11 protein-coding genes and 1 other annotated feature (1 of these 12 cut by a window edge) are annotated in these 16,528 nt (G+C 50.8%); all 11 genes read right to left on the bottom strand.

Translation table 11 applies throughout. From position 1 onward, the window contains the following. Nucleotides 1-10: 10 nt before the first annotated feature. The 11 genes from ACI3EW_RS07165 to pheS all read right to left on the bottom strand — a co-directional run bounded on the left by ACI3EW_RS07165 (nucleotide 11) and on the right by pheS (nucleotide 16,238). Nucleotides 11-1,561 carry an AbgT family transporter gene (locus ACI3EW_RS07165; RefSeq protein ID WP_405582282.1) on the bottom strand — a complete coding sequence of 517 codons (1,551 nt, stop codon included), beginning with the start codon at nucleotides 1,559-1,561 and terminating at the stop codon, nucleotides 11-13. 391 nt (nucleotides 1,562-1,952) lie between these two features. Further along, entirely contained in the window at nucleotides 1,953-3,245 is a 1,293-nt protein-coding gene (locus ACI3EW_RS07160) for a CapA family protein (protein ID WP_405582285.1), read from the bottom strand. Between the two features lie 269 nt (nucleotides 3,246-3,514). Then, nucleotides 3,515-5,167: an ABC transporter ATP-binding protein gene (locus ACI3EW_RS07155; protein ID WP_021904241.1), complete on the bottom strand. Its 1,653-nt coding sequence runs from the start codon at nucleotides 5,165-5,167 to the stop codon at nucleotides 3,515-3,517. 1 nt (nucleotide 5,168) lies between these two features. Then, on the bottom strand, nucleotides 5,169-6,965 hold the full coding sequence (locus ACI3EW_RS07150) for an ABC transporter permease (protein ID WP_243021210.1): 1,797 nt from the start codon (nucleotides 6,963-6,965) through the stop codon (nucleotides 5,169-5,171). Between the two features lie 112 nt (nucleotides 6,966-7,077). Then, on the bottom strand, nucleotides 7,078-8,502 hold the full coding sequence (locus ACI3EW_RS07145) for a hypothetical protein (RefSeq protein WP_118531684.1): 1,425 nt from the start codon (nucleotides 8,500-8,502) through the stop codon (nucleotides 7,078-7,080). Nucleotides 8,503-9,020: 518 nt separating this feature from the next. Next, a complete protein-coding gene (locus tag ACI3EW_RS07140; RefSeq protein ID WP_118531686.1) occupies nucleotides 9,021-9,158 on the bottom strand; it encodes a 4Fe-4S binding protein in 138 nt (45 codons plus the stop codon). 162 nt (nucleotides 9,159-9,320) lie between these two features. Then, entirely contained in the window at nucleotides 9,321-9,791 is a 471-nt protein-coding gene (smpB, locus tag ACI3EW_RS07135; RefSeq protein WP_118297114.1) for an SsrA-binding protein SmpB, read from the bottom strand. A gap of 91 nt (nucleotides 9,792-9,882) precedes the next feature. Beyond that, complete coding sequence (gene rnr / locus ACI3EW_RS07130; protein ID WP_346011233.1) at nucleotides 9,883-12,117, bottom strand: ribonuclease R; 2,235 nt, start codon at nucleotides 12,115-12,117, stop codon at nucleotides 9,883-9,885. A 186-nt stretch (nucleotides 12,118-12,303) separates the two neighbouring features. Further along, entirely contained in the window at nucleotides 12,304-12,537 is a 234-nt protein-coding gene (gene secG / locus ACI3EW_RS07125; RefSeq protein WP_118296789.1) for a preprotein translocase subunit SecG, read from the bottom strand. Nucleotides 12,538-12,782: 245 nt separating this feature from the next. Then, entirely contained in the window at nucleotides 12,783-15,197 is a 2,415-nt protein-coding gene (pheT, locus tag ACI3EW_RS07120; protein WP_405581558.1) for a phenylalanine--tRNA ligase subunit beta, read from the bottom strand. Between the two features lie 18 nt (nucleotides 15,198-15,215). Beyond that, a complete protein-coding gene (gene pheS, locus ACI3EW_RS07115) occupies nucleotides 15,216-16,238 on the bottom strand; it encodes a phenylalanine--tRNA ligase subunit alpha (RefSeq protein WP_142412572.1) in 1,023 nt (340 codons plus the stop codon). Between the two features lie 68 nt (nucleotides 16,239-16,306). Continuing rightward, nucleotides 16,307-16,528: a binding site (T-box leader), on the bottom strand; it runs 5 nt beyond the window's last position.

The following is a 16,528-nucleotide window of genomic DNA, read 5'->3' as shown; positions in this document are numbered from 1 at the left end:
CCGTTTGTTTCTACAGATAGATCGCTCCTCCAGGTCCAAGCGGAAGGTTTAAGAGAACCCAGATCACAACCTGAAGGATCCATGCAATCGCGAATGTTACCGAGAACGGAAGCATGTTCGCGATGACAGTTCCGAGACCAACCTTCTCGTCATACTTGTGAGCAAAGCCCAGAATGACCGGAAGGTATGTAAATAACGGAGACAGCGGGTTTGTGATGGAATCGCCGATTCGATAAACGACCTGTGTGATCGCCGGATCGAAGCCCATCAACATCATCATCGGAATAAATACCGGTGCAAGGATCGCCCATTTTGCAGAAGCAGATCCAATAAAGATGTTGACGATACAGGAAAGGCAGATCAGGCCAAGAAGCAGCGGGATTCCTGTAAATCCGATCGTGCTTAAAAGGTTTGCTCCCTTGATCGCAAGGACAGTTCCGAGTTTTGATACGGAGAAGAAGTTTGTAAAGATGGCGATGAAGAAGCACATGAATACATAGTTTCCCATCTCGGCAAAGCCCTGGCTGATATCCGCCCAGACATCTTTATCATTTTTATACTTTCCGATCACAACACCGTAAACGATACCCGGGATCATGAGGAATAAAGTGACCGTAAAGACGATACCCTTTGAGAACGGGGATGCACCGCTTGTGATGGATCCGTTCTCATCTGCGAGGATCGCACGTCCGCCGAAGATCGGCAGGCACATGAAGACTACGACAGCCGCATAGATCAAAACAGAAAGACCTGCTGCTGCAATTCCCTTTTTCTGGATCGGTGTGATGTTGGAATTATCTTCATCAAAATCGTATTTGGCAAGTTCTTCTTTTGAAACCGGGAAACGGTGAAGAAGAACTTTCTCAACCAGGATCGTACCCACGATCGTAAGAAGTATGCAGGAGACGATCAGGAAATACCAGTTGATCGCGATGGACTGCTGATAGTTCGGATCGATCATCTGTGCTGCCTGCTCTGTGAATCCGTATGCAAGTGCATCGGAAAGACCGAGAAGAATGTTCGCACAGAAACCGGCTGCAACCGATGCGAATGCGGTGTACATTCCGAGAAGCGGATGACGTCCGATGGACATGTACAGGATCGCTGCAAGCGGCGGCAGTACGATAAAGCCTGCATCACCGGCAATATTTAAGTTGATTCCGAGGAACATGATGACCATGGTGACGATCCATCCTTTTGCCTTGCCAAGGAAATTGACCATGACGGCAACGAGGAAACCACTCTTCTCTGCAACGGAAGAACCGATGACAGCGACAAGCACCATGCCGAGCGGTGCAAAGCCGGAGAAGTTTGTGATGACATTCGTCCAGAGATAACGAATTCCATCGAGGGACAGGAGGTTAAATACCTCGATCGTTGATCCATCCGCCGGGTTTACCGCGGAGACGCCGGCTGCACTGCAGATCGCTGAAATGATCGTGACAATGATCGCCAGTCCAAGGAACATCGTGATCGGGTCCGGAAGTTTGTTTCCGGCACGCTCAATCGCATCCAGAATACGATCAAGGAGGCTTTTCTTTGCGGAACTGTTCTCACTCATAGATGACCCCTTCTTTCCACTGCCATATTGATTAGGCAGCTCTTTATTTTTTTTATATATTATAGCGGTAAAGTTTTTCATTTGCAACCTTTTGTTGAATATTTATGAAAAAAATAAATTTCCTATGAATTTTTTCTAAAAGAATCCTCGATCCGTTCTTCTTTATCAGTCGGGCTGCAGATTCAGACAGTCCGTTCTCCATTGATCATCAAGCACCCCGCTGCTTATTGGAACGCACTGCAATCTGCAGTATTATTGATAAAAAATGCATGGGATTCCGACACATCTTCTGTCTGCAATCCCATGCGTTTTCCGAGTCTCTGCTGCGGTCTGTATTTTCAGCAGAGCATTTTCATGATTCTCCTGATCTTTCCCTCAAAAAAGCAACGTCCTATCTGGCAGTGATAAACCCGTTGTCATCGATCGCAGTTTCCGGGGAGATCTTCCTCATATATGCAAGAATCCGCTCCTTCTCCGCTCCTTCCGCCTTCGTGACACGGCAGTTTTCCTGCTTTGCCGGGATAAACTGCAGGGACTCCAGTCCCTCCGTTCCAAACACCGCCTCGACGAGGCAGGTGTCGAGACTCTTTGAGTTAAAGAGGTAATTTCCGAGGCTGTACACGACCGGAACTTCCCCCACATACCCGATCGGCTGCAGCACATGCGGGTGATCCCCGATGATGAGATCCACGCCTGCTGCCGCGATCTGCGCAGCCTGTTCCGTCTGCCAGTGGTCCAGCTTGTCAGTTCCTTCGGTCCCCCAGTGGATGTACACGATCACATAGTCACTGTCCGCTCTTGCCTCCCCGATCACTTCCAGGAGTTTTGTGATATCGAGACACCTGAACACGCCCGGGGATGTCTCCGTCGCCCCTTTCGTATCCGGCGGATTCAGCCGTTCGATCTGTGTCGCGGAGATGAACGTAAATTTCTTCCCGTTTGCGATAAAAGAAACCGGTCTGACCGCTTCCTCGAGGTTTCTCCCGGCTCCGACATACGGCATTCCGATGGACTCCAGCGTATCGAGCGTGTCCGTCAGGGACACCTCCCCGTAATCATACGCGTGGTTGTTCGCGAGCGACACAAGATCTGCGCCCATGTCAAACAGCCAGGACGCATACTTCGGATCCGCCCGGAAGGTAAACTTTTTTCCGGCCGTCGGCGTCCCGCGGTTCGTGTACGGGAACTCGTTGTTTACCATAAAAATATCTGCGTCCCGCATGATGGAGAGAAGATCCGCGGAGATCCCGCCTTCGATTCCCTGTCCGCGCTTTAAAAGCGATGCCATGATCGCATAGTGGGAGTCAAACAGGATATCACCCGCAAAGACGATCCGCGTCTTTCCGGGCTCTGCTGTCTCCTTCGCATAGATCTTATTTGCCGCCATCACTTCCGGATCCTTTAAAAGATCCGCGTAAGGATCCGGCGTATCCGTCTCAGGTTCCGGCTCTGTTCCTGCTTCGCTCTCCGACCGTTCTGTCTCTTTTCCCATCTCCTCCTGCTGCAGGACCACGCGCGGTTTTTCCGCCTTTTCTTCAGAATGATCAGCCATCTCTTCCGTACTCCCGGCCTGACTTCCAATGGCTGCCGCCGTTCTCGCTGCCCCGGCTGCCTGACTTCCGCAGCCTGTAAGCAAGACACATGTCAGAATTGCCGTCAGCCAGCCTGCTGTTTCTTTTCTCATAATATACTCTTACCGCAAGAAAACGCTCTTTCGGTTCCACCTTTCTTTTCTTTGGTTTCTTTCGATTTTTCTCCTTCGTTCCATCTTACCAGACTTTTCCCTCCCATGCAACGCTTTAATCCCCACAACCATCCCTGAACTGCCAACCTTTCGCAACGGCGCTGTGCAACGCGACCGGCTGCATACGCAAAAAGGTGCGGCAGACCCACTCACAGATCTGCCGCACTCCTCTACTCATCATTCAATTTTATAAATCCAATATCAGCTTTTCACCCTTTCACGCTGAGACTTCCAGCCGCGATCGCCTTCCCGGACTTCCTGTCAAACAGCAGGATATCCGTACCTGCGATGTCCACACCTGTCTCCTCGCCGAGCTTAAAGGTAACGCCTCCGAAGATCACGCCTGTCAGGAGGTACTTTCCTATCTTTAACTTCACGGTCGACTCCATACCGGTCGGCATCGCTCCGTAGATCGTAGATGCGACAGAACCGTCTTTCGAAAGCTTTAATGCTTCCGGCCGGATCGCAAGGACAAAATCCTCGTTGGTGATCTCCGGCTCTTCCTCAACCGCATAGTCGGATTCATCGACCTTCGCGATATGATATTTAAATACTTCATCCTTATTGCTCTTCTCGACAGCCTTCTTATCCTTTAACATCTCCAGCCGCTGGGCTTCCAGGTCCGCCGCATCCTGATCACGCTTTCTGAACCAGGCATCCATATCGATCGGCTCATTCGGCCGGAAAGTCGCCTCGAGGTCATCCAGGATCGTAAAGCGGAAGCTTCCGTCCGCCTGTTCCTTTCCTTTCGCCTCCACAAAGTTGATCGACGGATTTCCGACGAAGTCCGCAACAAAGAGGTTCGCCGGTCGGTTGTATACATCAAGAGGTGCGTCATACTGCTGAAGGACCCCGTTGTTGATCAGACAGATCTTCGTCGCCAGCGTCATCGCCTCCATCTGGTCATGTGTGACATAGACAAAGGTGCTTCCCGTCTCCACATGTAGTCTCTGCAGCTCGTATCTCATCTCAAGACGGAGCTTCGCATCCAGGTTGGACAGCGGCTCATCCATGAAGAGCACGGACGGCTCCGGGGCAAGCGTTCTCGCGATCGCGACACGCTGCTGCTGGCCGCCGGAAAGTTCTGCCGGGTAGCGGTTCATGAACATCCCGATCTTTACGATCCGGGAGACTCTGCGGACGGATTTATCGATCTCCTCTTTTGTGAGTTTTCTCTCCTCGGTGAGGACTTTTCCGCCGGATACGATCGCATATTCGTCATTCAGGGACTGTCCTTTTGCTTCATAGGATTTTCTGATCCCGTCCAGTTTCTTTTTCAGCTCCTCCGCCTTCGCCTTCGCAGCCGCATCCGGATCCGCTGCATCCTGGATCCCGTATCCGTAGAGGATTTTTGCTGTATAGATCGAGAGGATGAACGCGTCGATAAACTTCAGATATACCTTATCCGTGTCGAGTTTTCCGCGCTTATCGCGGCACTCTTCCACGAGCTCTTTGATCTTCTTTCCGCTCTTTAAAGCCCGGATCAGTTCCCCGGTCGTCATGGCATCAAAATCATATTTCGGGAGTTTCTCCTTGATATTGCTGAGACCGAAGGAAATGTTCTGGTAGACGGTCATGTTCGGCCACAGTGCGTAGTTCTGGAACAGGAAACCGACTTTTCGCTTGTTGGCAGGAATGTTGATCCCCGCCTCACTGTCAAAGACCACCTTGTCCCCGATCTTGATCTGACCGGTCGTCGGCGTTTCAAGTCCTGCGATCATACGGAGGATCGTCGTCTTTCCGCATCCGGAAGGTCCAAGCAGTGTGATGAAGGAGTTATCCGCGATATCCAGGTTCAGATGATCGACCCCGTAAAATTTCCCCCAGCGTTTTGTGATATTTCTCAATGTGATTTCCGGCATATTAGTTTCCTCCTATTCCATCGTCAAGGCTTGCACCTGTCAGCTTATTGACTAATGTATTGAAGATCAGGATCGTAACGATCAGGATCAGGTTGATCGCACTCGAGAACGCGTAAAGTCCCATCTCGTCGAAGTAATCGAGCGTTGTCGAGAGGATAAAGCCCTGCGTACATAAGAGCAGGAACAGGGACAGCTCACGGAGACATGTCATGAACGGGAGCATGTATCCGCTGATGATCGCTGACTTCTGGATCGGGATGATGATCCGGAACATTCGTTTCGTCCATGGGATATCCTGGATGATCGCCGCCTCCTCGATCTCATTGCTGATCTGCAGCATGGAGTTCAGCGCGCTCCGGCTCGCAAACGGGATGTACTTGATCGTACCTGCGATGATCAGCAGCGTATATGTATTAAAGAGGTTGATATGTTCATTCGAAAACAGGATGAAGAACGCTGCACCAACTGCGATGGACGGCATCAGGTACGGAAGAAATGCCACACCATTTACATAGCTCGCCCACCGGCTTCTGCGGTTCTTCGCGACCGCATATCCAATCAGGGTACCGATCGTTCCGGCAAGCAGGGCACAGCAGACAGCGACGAGCAAGGTTCCTGCAAATGCATGCCAGATCGTATTGTTGTAGAGGATGCCGTGCTGTCCGTACATACCGTTCTCGGTGATATTCTCCTTTGTGATCCACCACTTCGTTGTCAGGTTACTCAGATCTCCTGTATAGAGGAAGCTGTAATCGCCCGGGTTCGGAAGGAAGGTCTCAAGTGCGAAGGAGAAGATCGGGAAGATACTTGTAAAGAATGTCAGGACGATCATCACGATACCGATCGCATATTTTCCGACTTTTCCAAGGTTCATCTTTGACAGCTGTCCCGATTTACCGGTGACTGTCGTGTAATTTTTCCGGCTCTTTAAGCTCACCTGGTTCATCGTGAGGATCGCGACTCCGAAGATCATCATGATGATCGCCAGGATACTCGCCTCACCTGTGTACTTGGAGTTTAAGGAGATATACTTTGTGGAAAGCGTTGTAAGACCTAAGTAATGCGGTACCGGGTAGCTTCCCATCGAACTTCCGAATACAAGAAGGATCGTCGAGAGGATCGCCGGTTTTACCATCGGGAGCGTGATCCGGAACATCGTCTTGAGCTTCGGTGTATCAAGGATCGTCGCTGCCTCCTCAAGGTTCGCATCCATATTCCGGAAAATACCGCCGATCAGGATATAGGCGAACGGCGCATAATGGAGTCCTAAGACAACGGAACTCGGGAACAGCCCCTGACACCACCATTTCGGCATACAGATCCCCGCAAGAGATGCAAGAAGTCCGTTTGACGTTCCGACAACCGCGTTGCTGTTGAACACGTTCTGCCATACAACGGCGAGTGTCCACTGCGGCATGATGTACGGAAAAATGAAAATAGAGCTTAAATATTTTTTGAATTTCAGGTTTGTTCTTGTTACTAAAAATGCGAAGGTTCCGCCGTAAATGATGGAGATCGTGCAGGTAAATACTGCTAAGAGGATCGTATTCCACAGCGGCTTCCAGAGGTTTGTCTTCGCCAGACGGCTTGTAAAGAGGTCCACATAGTTGACCAGCGTGTAACCGGACGCTTTTCCCGCGAGGTGGGCGTCGATGGTTCCCGGATGGATCGTGATCGTATCCTTTACGATCGCAACGATTGGTGCAACAGTGGAGAAAGTCAGTACGATGCCGAACAGGAGAAGGATGATGTTCTGCGGTTTTGAAAAATATGTTTTTACCCGGTTATATCCATTCACAGAAATGTCCGCTCCTTTCCTAAAACATGGATGCCGTTTGTTACGGCAGATGCCATATGTAACACGAGGGCGCCGCACGCATGTACGGCACCCTCTCAAGTGTCAGTCAGATTTACTTAGCAGAGTCACTGTACTTCGTGAGAAGTTCGATCCAGCTTCCGACTGTGAAGGAAACGGATGCGCAGTAGTCCGGATCTTCCAGAACTAACTCGCCGTCAGTTGTCCACCAGTCATATCCACGGTCATCTTTACACGGATATACATCTTCGCCGGCCTCGTTGTAGCCGCCCTTGCTGTGATGATAAGTTTCCTCGATCGCTGCTGCAACTTCCGGGTTTGCGGAGTAGCCGCCCATGTCTTTGCCCCATGCGGAGAAACCGTCCTCTGTGCATGTCATGTACTGGATGAATGCACATGCAGTCCACGGAAGCGGGCTGTTGTTTGTAACGAAAAGGTAATGGCAGTAACCGTAACCGCCGATGCCTTTGTAGCCGTCCTGATAAGCGGCAACCTTAATGTTATTTAAGGAAACGCCTGCGGACTCTTCTACGGAACGAAGTTTGGAGTAAACTAAAAGGCCAGCCTGATCCGTTGCGGAATCAGATACAAGTGTGTTGCAGATCGGACCATCATCTGTCTGCTCGTTGTAATTTTCAACCCAGAGTTTGATCCATGCAAGTGCGTATGCGCCGTTCTCGCCAAGTCCAAGATCCTCGGCATCTGCTGCCATCTCGTCGATGACCGGCTTGAAGTATGCTTTCTTTGTATCATCGAGAGCATCGTAAGCATCTTTTAACCATCCCGCATACTTATCTTCTGTCAGCATGTATAAGAAGTTCTTTCCGACGATCTCGGAATCGATATCCATGTATAACGGATGAACGCCTTCTGCCACGAAATCCCAGCAGTTATTGTACTCTGCGCTTCCGGTGCTATTGTACATGAATACCTTGTTTAAGGTCTGCAACGGAAGGAATCCTTCATATGCATCCGGTGTGGTCCCGTTTGCCTCTGCCCATTCCTTCGGGATATAAGTCTTTAAGATTCCCGGCTCTACCATCTTCGTCTGGATCTGGTTGCCGTCCTGGATCAGGGTCATCGCGAAAGTTCCCTCGGTCTTTAAGGAATCTGCGGTCAACTGCTCAAAGATCTTGTTGTTCTTCGGCTGCTGCCACTCATATTCCATATTGTAGGACGGGTCGATCGACTGCAGGTATTCGATGAATAACGGGAGTGCGCTCTTACCACGGCTGGAGTTTCCGACACCGTAGAAGGTCTTTCCGTTGGACTCCTCGATGGCTTTCTTTGCAAGCTCTTCCATCGACATTCCTTCGGCTTCCTTGATGATCTTTTCTACATCGGAAAGATCAGCATCGTCCGTTTTCGCTGCCTCCGTTGCCGCTTCACTTCCGGCTGCCGCTGTCTCACCGCCTGCCGCCGCTGTGGTTGCCGTTGTGGTTCCACCGCCGCCGCATCCTGCGAGGGACATCGCTGCCATGGAAACTGCAAGTGCCAATGACAAAGTACGTTTTCTCATAAAACTGTTCCTCCTTCATCTGATTGGGTCATTTTGTTTTTCTCACGACTCATTTTGTACTTTTATTATAGCGGTGCGCAGAAAAATTTAACAGTGGACAAAACTGCGATAGTTTGTGAAATCCTGTGATTTTGTATAATTATGTTTCGTATTTCTGCTTTTTTTGTGCAGTTTCGACATATGTTTTAGATTGTCAGAATTGGTAGTACCGGCATGTTGCTGTGAAGGCATGTTCTTCGATATGAAAAAAATGTGCCTTGTCACATTCGGGCGTCTCGCGCAAGCGCGGACTTTGGCTCGTTGTTCGCGTAAACAAGTGAAAACACGTTTCGCGAGTTTCCCCTTGTTATCGCGACAGTCGCCAAGATCTCGCGCAAGCGCGGACTTTGGCTCGTTGTTCGCGTAAATTAAAAAAGAGAACCTTGCCCCGGCAGGCTCAGTTCTCTTTTCCTCATTTTTATTTTCTGTCATTTCAGCTTCCGGATCCTCTGCCGCTTTTCCATTACAGAGCTTTCCGCCTATTTTCCAAAATACGCCGCGATCTCCTTCATTCTTCCCGTCTGTACGGCATGGAACGGACAGCGCTTATCGCAGTGACCGCAGGAGATACAGTCGGAAGCATGTTTTTCCAGTGTCGCGTAGTGGTCCGCCGCCATCGTATCCCCGGAAATTCTTTTAACTGCCAGTCGATCTGCTTTTTCACCTTCTCGAGATTTGTTGTCCAGCCGTATTCCCCGGTCTCGTAGTTTGCTCCAAAATGCACCTGATAGATCGTCTCTTTCCGGACTGAGGTCTCTTTACAACAATTTTCTCCGCTATTAATACAGGTTTTTCACCTTAAACTCTTTCTCAAGCTCTCTTCTCTGGTCCTTTTTCGCGATATCCGCACGTTTGTCGTACAATTTCTTACCTCTCGCCAGACCGATCTCAACCTTTACGAGACTTCCCTTAAAGTACACCTGAAGCGGGACCAGCGTGTATCCTTTTTCCTGGATCTTTCCCTTCAGCTTGTTGATCTCATAGCGGTGCATCAGGAGTTTCCGCTCGCGGAGCGGATCTTTATTAAAGATATTTCCCTTTTCGTACGGGCTGATGTGCATGCCGTAGATCATGACCTCATCGTTCGTGATCCGCACAAAAGATTCCTTGATGCTGCATTTTCCCATCCTGAGAGATTTTACCTCGGTTCCCGCAAGCGCGATACCGCACTCAAATTTGTCATCGATGAAGAAATCAAAATATGCCTTTTTATTGTTTGCGATCAGCTTAAATCCGCTGCTCTTTGCCATAACTTCGTCCTCTTTTCCGTTCCGGCAGGAGTGTCCCATGCCGGAACCATTTCTATCACAAGGTCTGTCCGCTGCAAAAAACGAAACCGTGCTATCGTTTGTCGAAATTCCGCACCGGAAGGAAATCGATCGTTTTCAGATACCGGTCCACAGAGACGACCTGGATCTTCACGGTCTGGCCAAGCTTGAATTTCTTTCTCGTCCGCTCTCCCACCAGTTCATAGTGTTCCTCATCAAACACATAGTAGTCGCCGTCGAGGTTCGCTAAGCGTACCATGCCTTCCACCGTATTCGGAAGCTCCACATAGAAGCCGTAATTGCTGATCCCGGAGATCACGCCGGTAAATTCTTCCCCGATATGGCGCTCCATGAACTGAACTTTCTTTGCCTTATCGGTCTCCCTCTCCGCCTCGTCTGCGAGACGCTCCCGGGAAGATGTCCAGATCGCAACTTCCGGAAGGATCTTCTCATAATGGGCGATCCTCTTTTTCGTGAGACCGCCGTGGAGATTTTCCTTGATAATCCGGTGGATTTGGAGATCCGGGTATCTTCGGATCGGGGAGGTGAAGTGCGTATAATAGTTTGCTGCGAGACCAAAGTGGCCCATGCATTCCGTCGTGTACTTTGCCTGCTTCATTGAGCGGAGTGCCAGTCTCGCGAGCAGCGCCTCCTCCGGGGATCCCGCTGCCTTTTCGAGCAGTTTCTGCATCTCCTTCGGATGAAGCTCGCCGTTCTGGAGCCGGATCGAATAGCCAAAATTGTTGATCAGAATGCCGAAGCGCTTGATCTTCTCACCGTCCGGTTTCTCATGGCTCCGGTACAGGAACGGGATCTGCTGCCAGTAATAATCCTCTGCGACCGTCTCGTTCGCAGCCAGCATGCAGTCCTCGATCAGCATCGTCGCCGCGTTCCGCTCATACGGCCTGATCTCGACCGGGCGTCCCTTTGCGTCCAGGATGATCTTGCACTCCGGGAAATCAAAGTCGACCGCACCGCGCGCCATGCGCTTTTTCCTCAGCACACGGGCCGTCTCGTCGAGAAGCAGGAACATCGGAACGAAATCTGCATATTCTTCGAGGCACTTCTTTGCAAATTCCGCTTTTTCCTTCGATTTCTCTTTCTCCGGCGCATCCGTCTGCGGTTCCTCAGTCCCATTCTTTGCTTCCAGGATCGCATTCACCGCCGTGTATGTCATTCTGCGGTCGATCCGGACGACCGACTCACAGATCTTATGTCCCACGATGATCCCTTTTTCATCAATATCCATGAGGCAGCTCATTGCCAGACGGTCGCAGCCCGCATTCAGGGAACAGATCCCGTTGGAGAGCCTGTGCGGCAGCATCGGGATCACACGGTCCACGAGATACACGCTCGTTCCGCGCTTATATGCCTCCGCATCGAGAGGCGTCCCCTCCTTCACATAGTGACTCACATCCGCAATATGGACTCCGAGATGGTAGATCGTCTCCCCGTTGATCGTCTCCTTCGACACACTGACCGCATCGTCGAGGTCTTTCGCGTCCTCGCCGTCGATCGTCACCATCGGGACATCTCTGAGATCCACTCTTCCGTTCTTCCCGATCTCCTCCGCCACATAGTCTGCGGAGAGTTCCTCCGGCGCATGGGAAACTTCTTCCATCACGTCCTCCGGGAACTCCTCCGGAAGTCCGTAGGCACGGACGATCGACAGGATATCGACTCCCGGGTCATTGATATGTCCGAGGATCTCCTGCACATGTCCCTCCGGATTCTTATTTCTGGTCGCATATGTGTCCAGTTTCACGACTACCTTGTGTCCGGAGACAGCGCCGTTCTCTTTCCCCTGCGGGATAAAGATGTCCATCGTGATCCGTGGATTGTCGGGGATCACAAAGCCAAAGCTTTTATTTTTTTCAAAGGTACCGATCAGCGTCTCGTTGGCATGTTTTAATACCTTTAAAACTCTCGCCTCCGCGCGGCCGCCTCTTCCGTTTTCATCAATAATGACCTGGACCGTATCCCCGTCCATCGCGTCCCCGGTATCATCCGGCGGGACAAAGAGATCGCCGTCGCGTCCCTCGATCGTCACAAATCCAAAGCCTCTGTGATGCGCTGAAAAGATCCCCGTCTGCGCAAACACCTCGGATCTCGCGTACTTTCCCTTCTTCGAGATCCCGACCTTGCCGGAAGCGACCAGTTCATTTAAGACCTCTTCCAGATCTTTTCTCTGCTCCTTCGGAACTCCGAGAAGCATCGCGAGTTCTTTTAATTTCATCGGAACATATGTCGGATCCTTCATCAGGGTCAGCAGCATCTGTTTCCGCTCTTCCATTAACGTTTCTTCCATTCTTCTCCTTGTCATATCAAAAACAGTTTTTCAAAAGTTCCCGGCACAGACTTCACGCCGGGCAGCCGCAAATAACCGGATAGATCCTGCGGACAGTTCTCAGACAGTGCAGCTTCCGATCTTCGTGTTAAACAAAAACACTCCTGCACGGGAATGATCGCTGCAGGAGTGTTCGTCATCTTAGAATTAGATTACCTTTAAATTTAATACCAGGGCAAGTACAAAAATCAGGACTGCCGCAATTTTTGTAAATTTCTCAAGGTTGCCTTCCATAGAACGACCTTTATTTTTTCCCCAGTAGCTCTCAGCCACACCGCTGATCGCACCAAGTCCGGAAGTCTTTCCTTCCTGCATTAACACGATCACTGTCATTGCAATACATAAGATAACGAATACAATCGTCAGAATAATTCTAATCACCGACTACACCTCCTGTCCACAATTAAAGTCATCATAACATAAAATAGGATGGCTGTCAATCCTCGTATTTTCCGGGCCGGAACTGATTTTCCGGCATATAAAGGAGTGTGCCGCGCGCGGCTGCTTGCATCAATCTCACTCGTCTTGCAAGTGCACATCATTCGCTGATCGTGACTTAGGGGTCAAAAAACGGCCATCCGCCGCAGGATTTCTCCCACAGGAATGACCGTTCTGTATTATGTCACTTATCGGATATCCGCACCGAGACGGAACTTCAGGTTTCCGAGGATCTTCTTTACAAAGCGCTCGACGTCCGTCGGATCAAGTGCCTTGTCCTCCGGGATGAAGGAGATCTTGAATGCCATGCTCTTCTTGCCCTTGCCGATCTGGTCGCCGCGGTAGATATCGAAGAGTTCAACATCTCCGACCTGCTTGCATGCCTTCTTGATCTCATCGATCAGGCTGCCGCAGCTTGTCTCCTCGTCAACGACCATCGCGAGGTCACGGGTCACGGTATCGTACTCGGAGATCGGTTTGTAGCGCAGACCTTCCGGCATATGGGCAGAAAGTGCTGCGAAGTCGATCTCACCGATGTAGATCTGGTTGTTCGCCTTGCTGTTTTTCGGAAGCTTTAACTCACCGGCAACGCTGTTTGCCAGCTTACCGAAGGAACCAACGCGCTCGCCGTCGCAGAGGACATACGCGGAGATTCCCGGATGGAGATACGGAACATCCTCCGCTCTCTCATACTCAAAGCTTACACCGAAGGAAGCTGCAAGCTCTTCCATCGTTCCCTTTACAGTGAAGAAATCTTCCTGCTCGCCAAATGCCGCGAAGCCGACATGCGGGATCTCGTTCGGGAGCTCTGTGAGCGGAAGTGCCTTCGGATAGTATACGTTTGCATACTCGAAGAAACGTCCGGCTGTGTTGCCTTTCTTCACGTTCTCAACGACTGTATTTAACATGGACGGAGCCAGTGTGGTGCGCATGATGGAAAGGTTTGTCGTGATCGGGTTTAACAGGCGGATCACATTGCGCTCTTTTGCATCCGCTGCGATGTGGAGTGCATCGAGGTCTGCGTCGGAGTAGAATGCAAGTGTGGAAACCTCATAGTAACCCTGGGATACCATCACCTGTTTTAATTTTGTTCTTCTCTTCTGTGCCGGATTTAATCCGCCGTTTGTGACTGCGGAATCCTTTAAGAAGGTCGGAACGATGTGGTCATAACCGTACTCACGGATGACTTCCTCCGCAAGATCCGGCTCGCCAACCTCGATATCCTCTCTGTAGCGAGGTGCTGTGACAGTCATGACATCGCCGTCGCGCTCAACCTCGAAGCTGAGTCTGCGGAGAATGTCGAGAACATTCTCTGCCGGGACCTCGATGCCGAGGATCTTATTGATGCCGCTCAATGTTGCGGTAAATTTCTTTCCTTCCTTCGGTGCTCCCGCATCCACATCGAATGCGCTCGCTGTGATCTCGCCGCAGCCGAGTTCCTCGATCAGGTGAAGGGCACGCGCCATACCGATCTCAACGGTGTACTCCGCGATACCTTTTTCGTAGTGGCTGGATGCGTCTGTGTTCTGTCCGAGACTTCTCGCAGTTTTACGGATGTTGTCGCGCATGAACTTTGCGGATTCAAAGAGAAGCTGTGTCGTATTCTCTGTGATCTCACTGTTCATTCCGCCCATGATACCCGCAAGAGCAACCGGCTTGCTTCCGTCGCAGATCACAAGGTTATTCTCGTTTAACTTGAATTCCTTGCCGTCAAGTGTCTGGATCATCTCATCCTGCTTTGCGCGGCGGACGATGATCTGGGAGCTTTCCAACGTGCTCATATCGAATGCATGCATCGGCTGACCGATCTCGAGCATTACGTAGTTCGTGATATCGACCACGTTGCTGATGCTTCTGAGACCGCAGAGAGCCAGATGACGGCGCATCCATCTCGGGGACTGGCCCGGAGTGATGTTTCTCACGCCATGTCCTAAGTAGCGCGGGCAGAGATCCTGTGCCTCTACTTTAATATCAAGATTTTCATATTTATAATCGCTCTGTTTGTAGTCGAGAGCCGGCATTTTCAGCGGTTTATCAAGAACTGCTGCAACTTCTCTCGCAATACCGAGAACAGACTGGCAGTCTGCACGGTTTGCCGTTACGGAGATATCGAAGATGTAGTCGTCGAGACCAACAACCTTTGCGATATCAGTTCCCGGAACGGTGTCCTTCGGAAGATCCAGGAGACCGTAAACCTCAGCGCCCGGATACAGGTCATCGTTTAAGCCGAGCTCTTCACCGGAGCAGAGCATACCGTTTGACTCGATGCCGCGCATCGGTTTTGCCTTGATCTTGATGCCGCCCGGCAGTGTGGAATTATCAAGAGCCGCCGGTGTGTGCATGCCTGCGTAGACGTTCGGAGCACCTGTGAGGATCTGGATATCATTTCCATACTCGCCGCAGTCTACTTTACACTTGAAGAGGTGTGTTCCCTCGATTGGCTCGCATTCCTTTACGACGCCGACAACGACACGGTCGATCTCAGCGGAGAGATCGATCAGTTCCTCTACCTCAAATCCACAGCCAAAGAGCTTGTCTTCCAGCTCCTGGGCAGTGACATCAATGTCAACATATTCTTTCAGCCAACTAAATGGTACTTTCATGATCTTCTCCCTCCCTTATTAGCCTTTGAACTGCTTCAGGAAACGAAGATCATTCTCATAAAGCAGGTTGATGTTGTTAATACCGTATTTTAACATGGCGATACGCTCGATACCGATACCAAAAGCGAGACCGGAATATTCATTCGGGTCGATGCCGCAGTTCTCAAGAACCTTGTGGTGTACGATACCGCCACCTAATACCTCGATCCAGCCGGTGTGCTTGCAGAGCGGGCAGCCTTTTCCGCCGCACTCGAAGCAGCTGACATCGACCTCAACGCTCGGCTCCGTGAACGGGAAATAGCTCGGGCGGAGACGTGTCTTTACGTTGCTGCCGAAGATCGCCTGTACAAACTTGTCGAGCATACCCTGAAGGTCGCAGAGCGTGATCTTCTTATCGACAACAAGGCCTTCCATCTGGTGGAACATCGGGGAGTGAGTCGCATCACTGTCGGAACGGAATACACGTCCCGGTGCCAGCATCTTGATCGGCGGCTTCTTCGCATCCATCACACGGATCTGTCCCGGGCTTGTATGGGTACGGAGTAAGATATCTTCCGCTACATAGAACGTATCCTGCATATCTCTCGCCGGATGATTCTTCGCAACGTTTAATCTTGTGAAGTTGTGGTCGTCATCCTCGATCTCCGGACCGTCGAAGATCTCGAAGCCCATTCCTGCGAAAACATCGATCATCTCATTCTCTGTTACGGTAAGCGGATGGAGACCTCCGGCCGGACGCATCTTTGCAGGCATCGTGATATCGACCTGCTCGCTCTTATTGCGGGCTGCGAGCTCCAGCTCATCCATCTTATTCTTCATTTCCTGGTAGCGGGCTTCTACCTGGTTCTTAAATTCATTGATCGTCTTTCCGACGTTCGGGCGCTCCTCCTTCGGAACACTTCCAAGACCCTTCATCAGGTCTGCGATGCTGCCTTTCTTGCCAAGGAAGCTCTGCCAGAACTCACCAAGCTGTTCCTTGGACTGTACACTGCCGAGAGCGGCTTCCATCTGCTCCTTCAGTGCTTTGATCTTCTCTTCCATAGTCCACCTCATTCTTTCGGTATGGTTTTACATTCTATCAGTGCGAGGACAAAAAAAACTCCGTCCCGCCATGGGACGAAGCTGACTCTCCGTGGTACCACCCAGATTCCGCATGCATTCATGCGGCACTCAAATGTCTGTAACGGGACTTCCCGTCCTGCACTACTTAGATCCCTTTCGCACAGGCTGCTCAAGAGTGAATTTACAAAAGTTTCCTTCGGAAGGTCTTTCAGCCGGTGAACCTTCTCTCTGTCATACCGGAACTCTCCTGTACTGTCTCTGTCATTGCG

The organism is Pilosibacter rotomagensis, from assembly GCF_045062245.2.
Classification (GTDB): Bacteria; Bacillota; Clostridia; order Lachnospirales; family Lachnospiraceae; genus Pilosibacter.
The sequence above is the reverse complement of the archived record's forward strand: the minus strand, read 5'-3'. Positions and strand labels throughout refer to the sequence as shown.

Excerpts from the sequence above, each read along its gene's own strand:
- ACI3EW_RS07165 (WP_405582282.1), bottom strand. The coding sequence starts at position 1,561 with ATGAGTGAGAACAGTTCCGCAAAGAAAAGCCTCCTTGATCGTATTCTG.
- ACI3EW_RS07160 (WP_405582285.1), bottom strand. The coding sequence starts at position 3,245 with ATGAGAAAAGAAACAGCAGGCTGGCTGACGGCAATTCTGACATGTGTC.
- ACI3EW_RS07155 (WP_021904241.1), bottom strand. The coding sequence starts at position 5,167 with ATGCCGGAAATCACATTGAGAAATATCACAAAACGCTGGGGGAAATTT.
- ACI3EW_RS07145 (WP_118531684.1), bottom strand. The coding sequence starts at position 8,502 with ATGAGAAAACGTACTTTGTCATTGGCACTTGCAGTTTCCATGGCAGCG.
- ACI3EW_RS07140 (WP_118531686.1), bottom strand. The coding sequence starts at position 9,158 with ATGGCGGCGGACCACTACGCGACACTGGAAAAACATGCTTCCGACTGT.
- smpB (WP_118297114.1), bottom strand. The coding sequence starts at position 9,791 with ATGGCAAAGAGCAGCGGATTTAAGCTGATCGCAAACAATAAAAAGGCA.
- rnr (WP_346011233.1), bottom strand. The coding sequence starts at position 12,117 with ATGGAAGAAACGTTAATGGAAGAGCGGAAACAGATGCTGCTGACCCTG.
- pheT (WP_405581558.1), bottom strand. The coding sequence starts at position 15,197 with ATGAAAGTACCATTTAGTTGGCTGAAAGAATATGTTGACATTGATGTC.
- pheS (WP_142412572.1), bottom strand. The coding sequence starts at position 16,238 with ATGGAAGAGAAGATCAAAGCACTGAAGGAGCAGATGGAAGCCGCTCTC.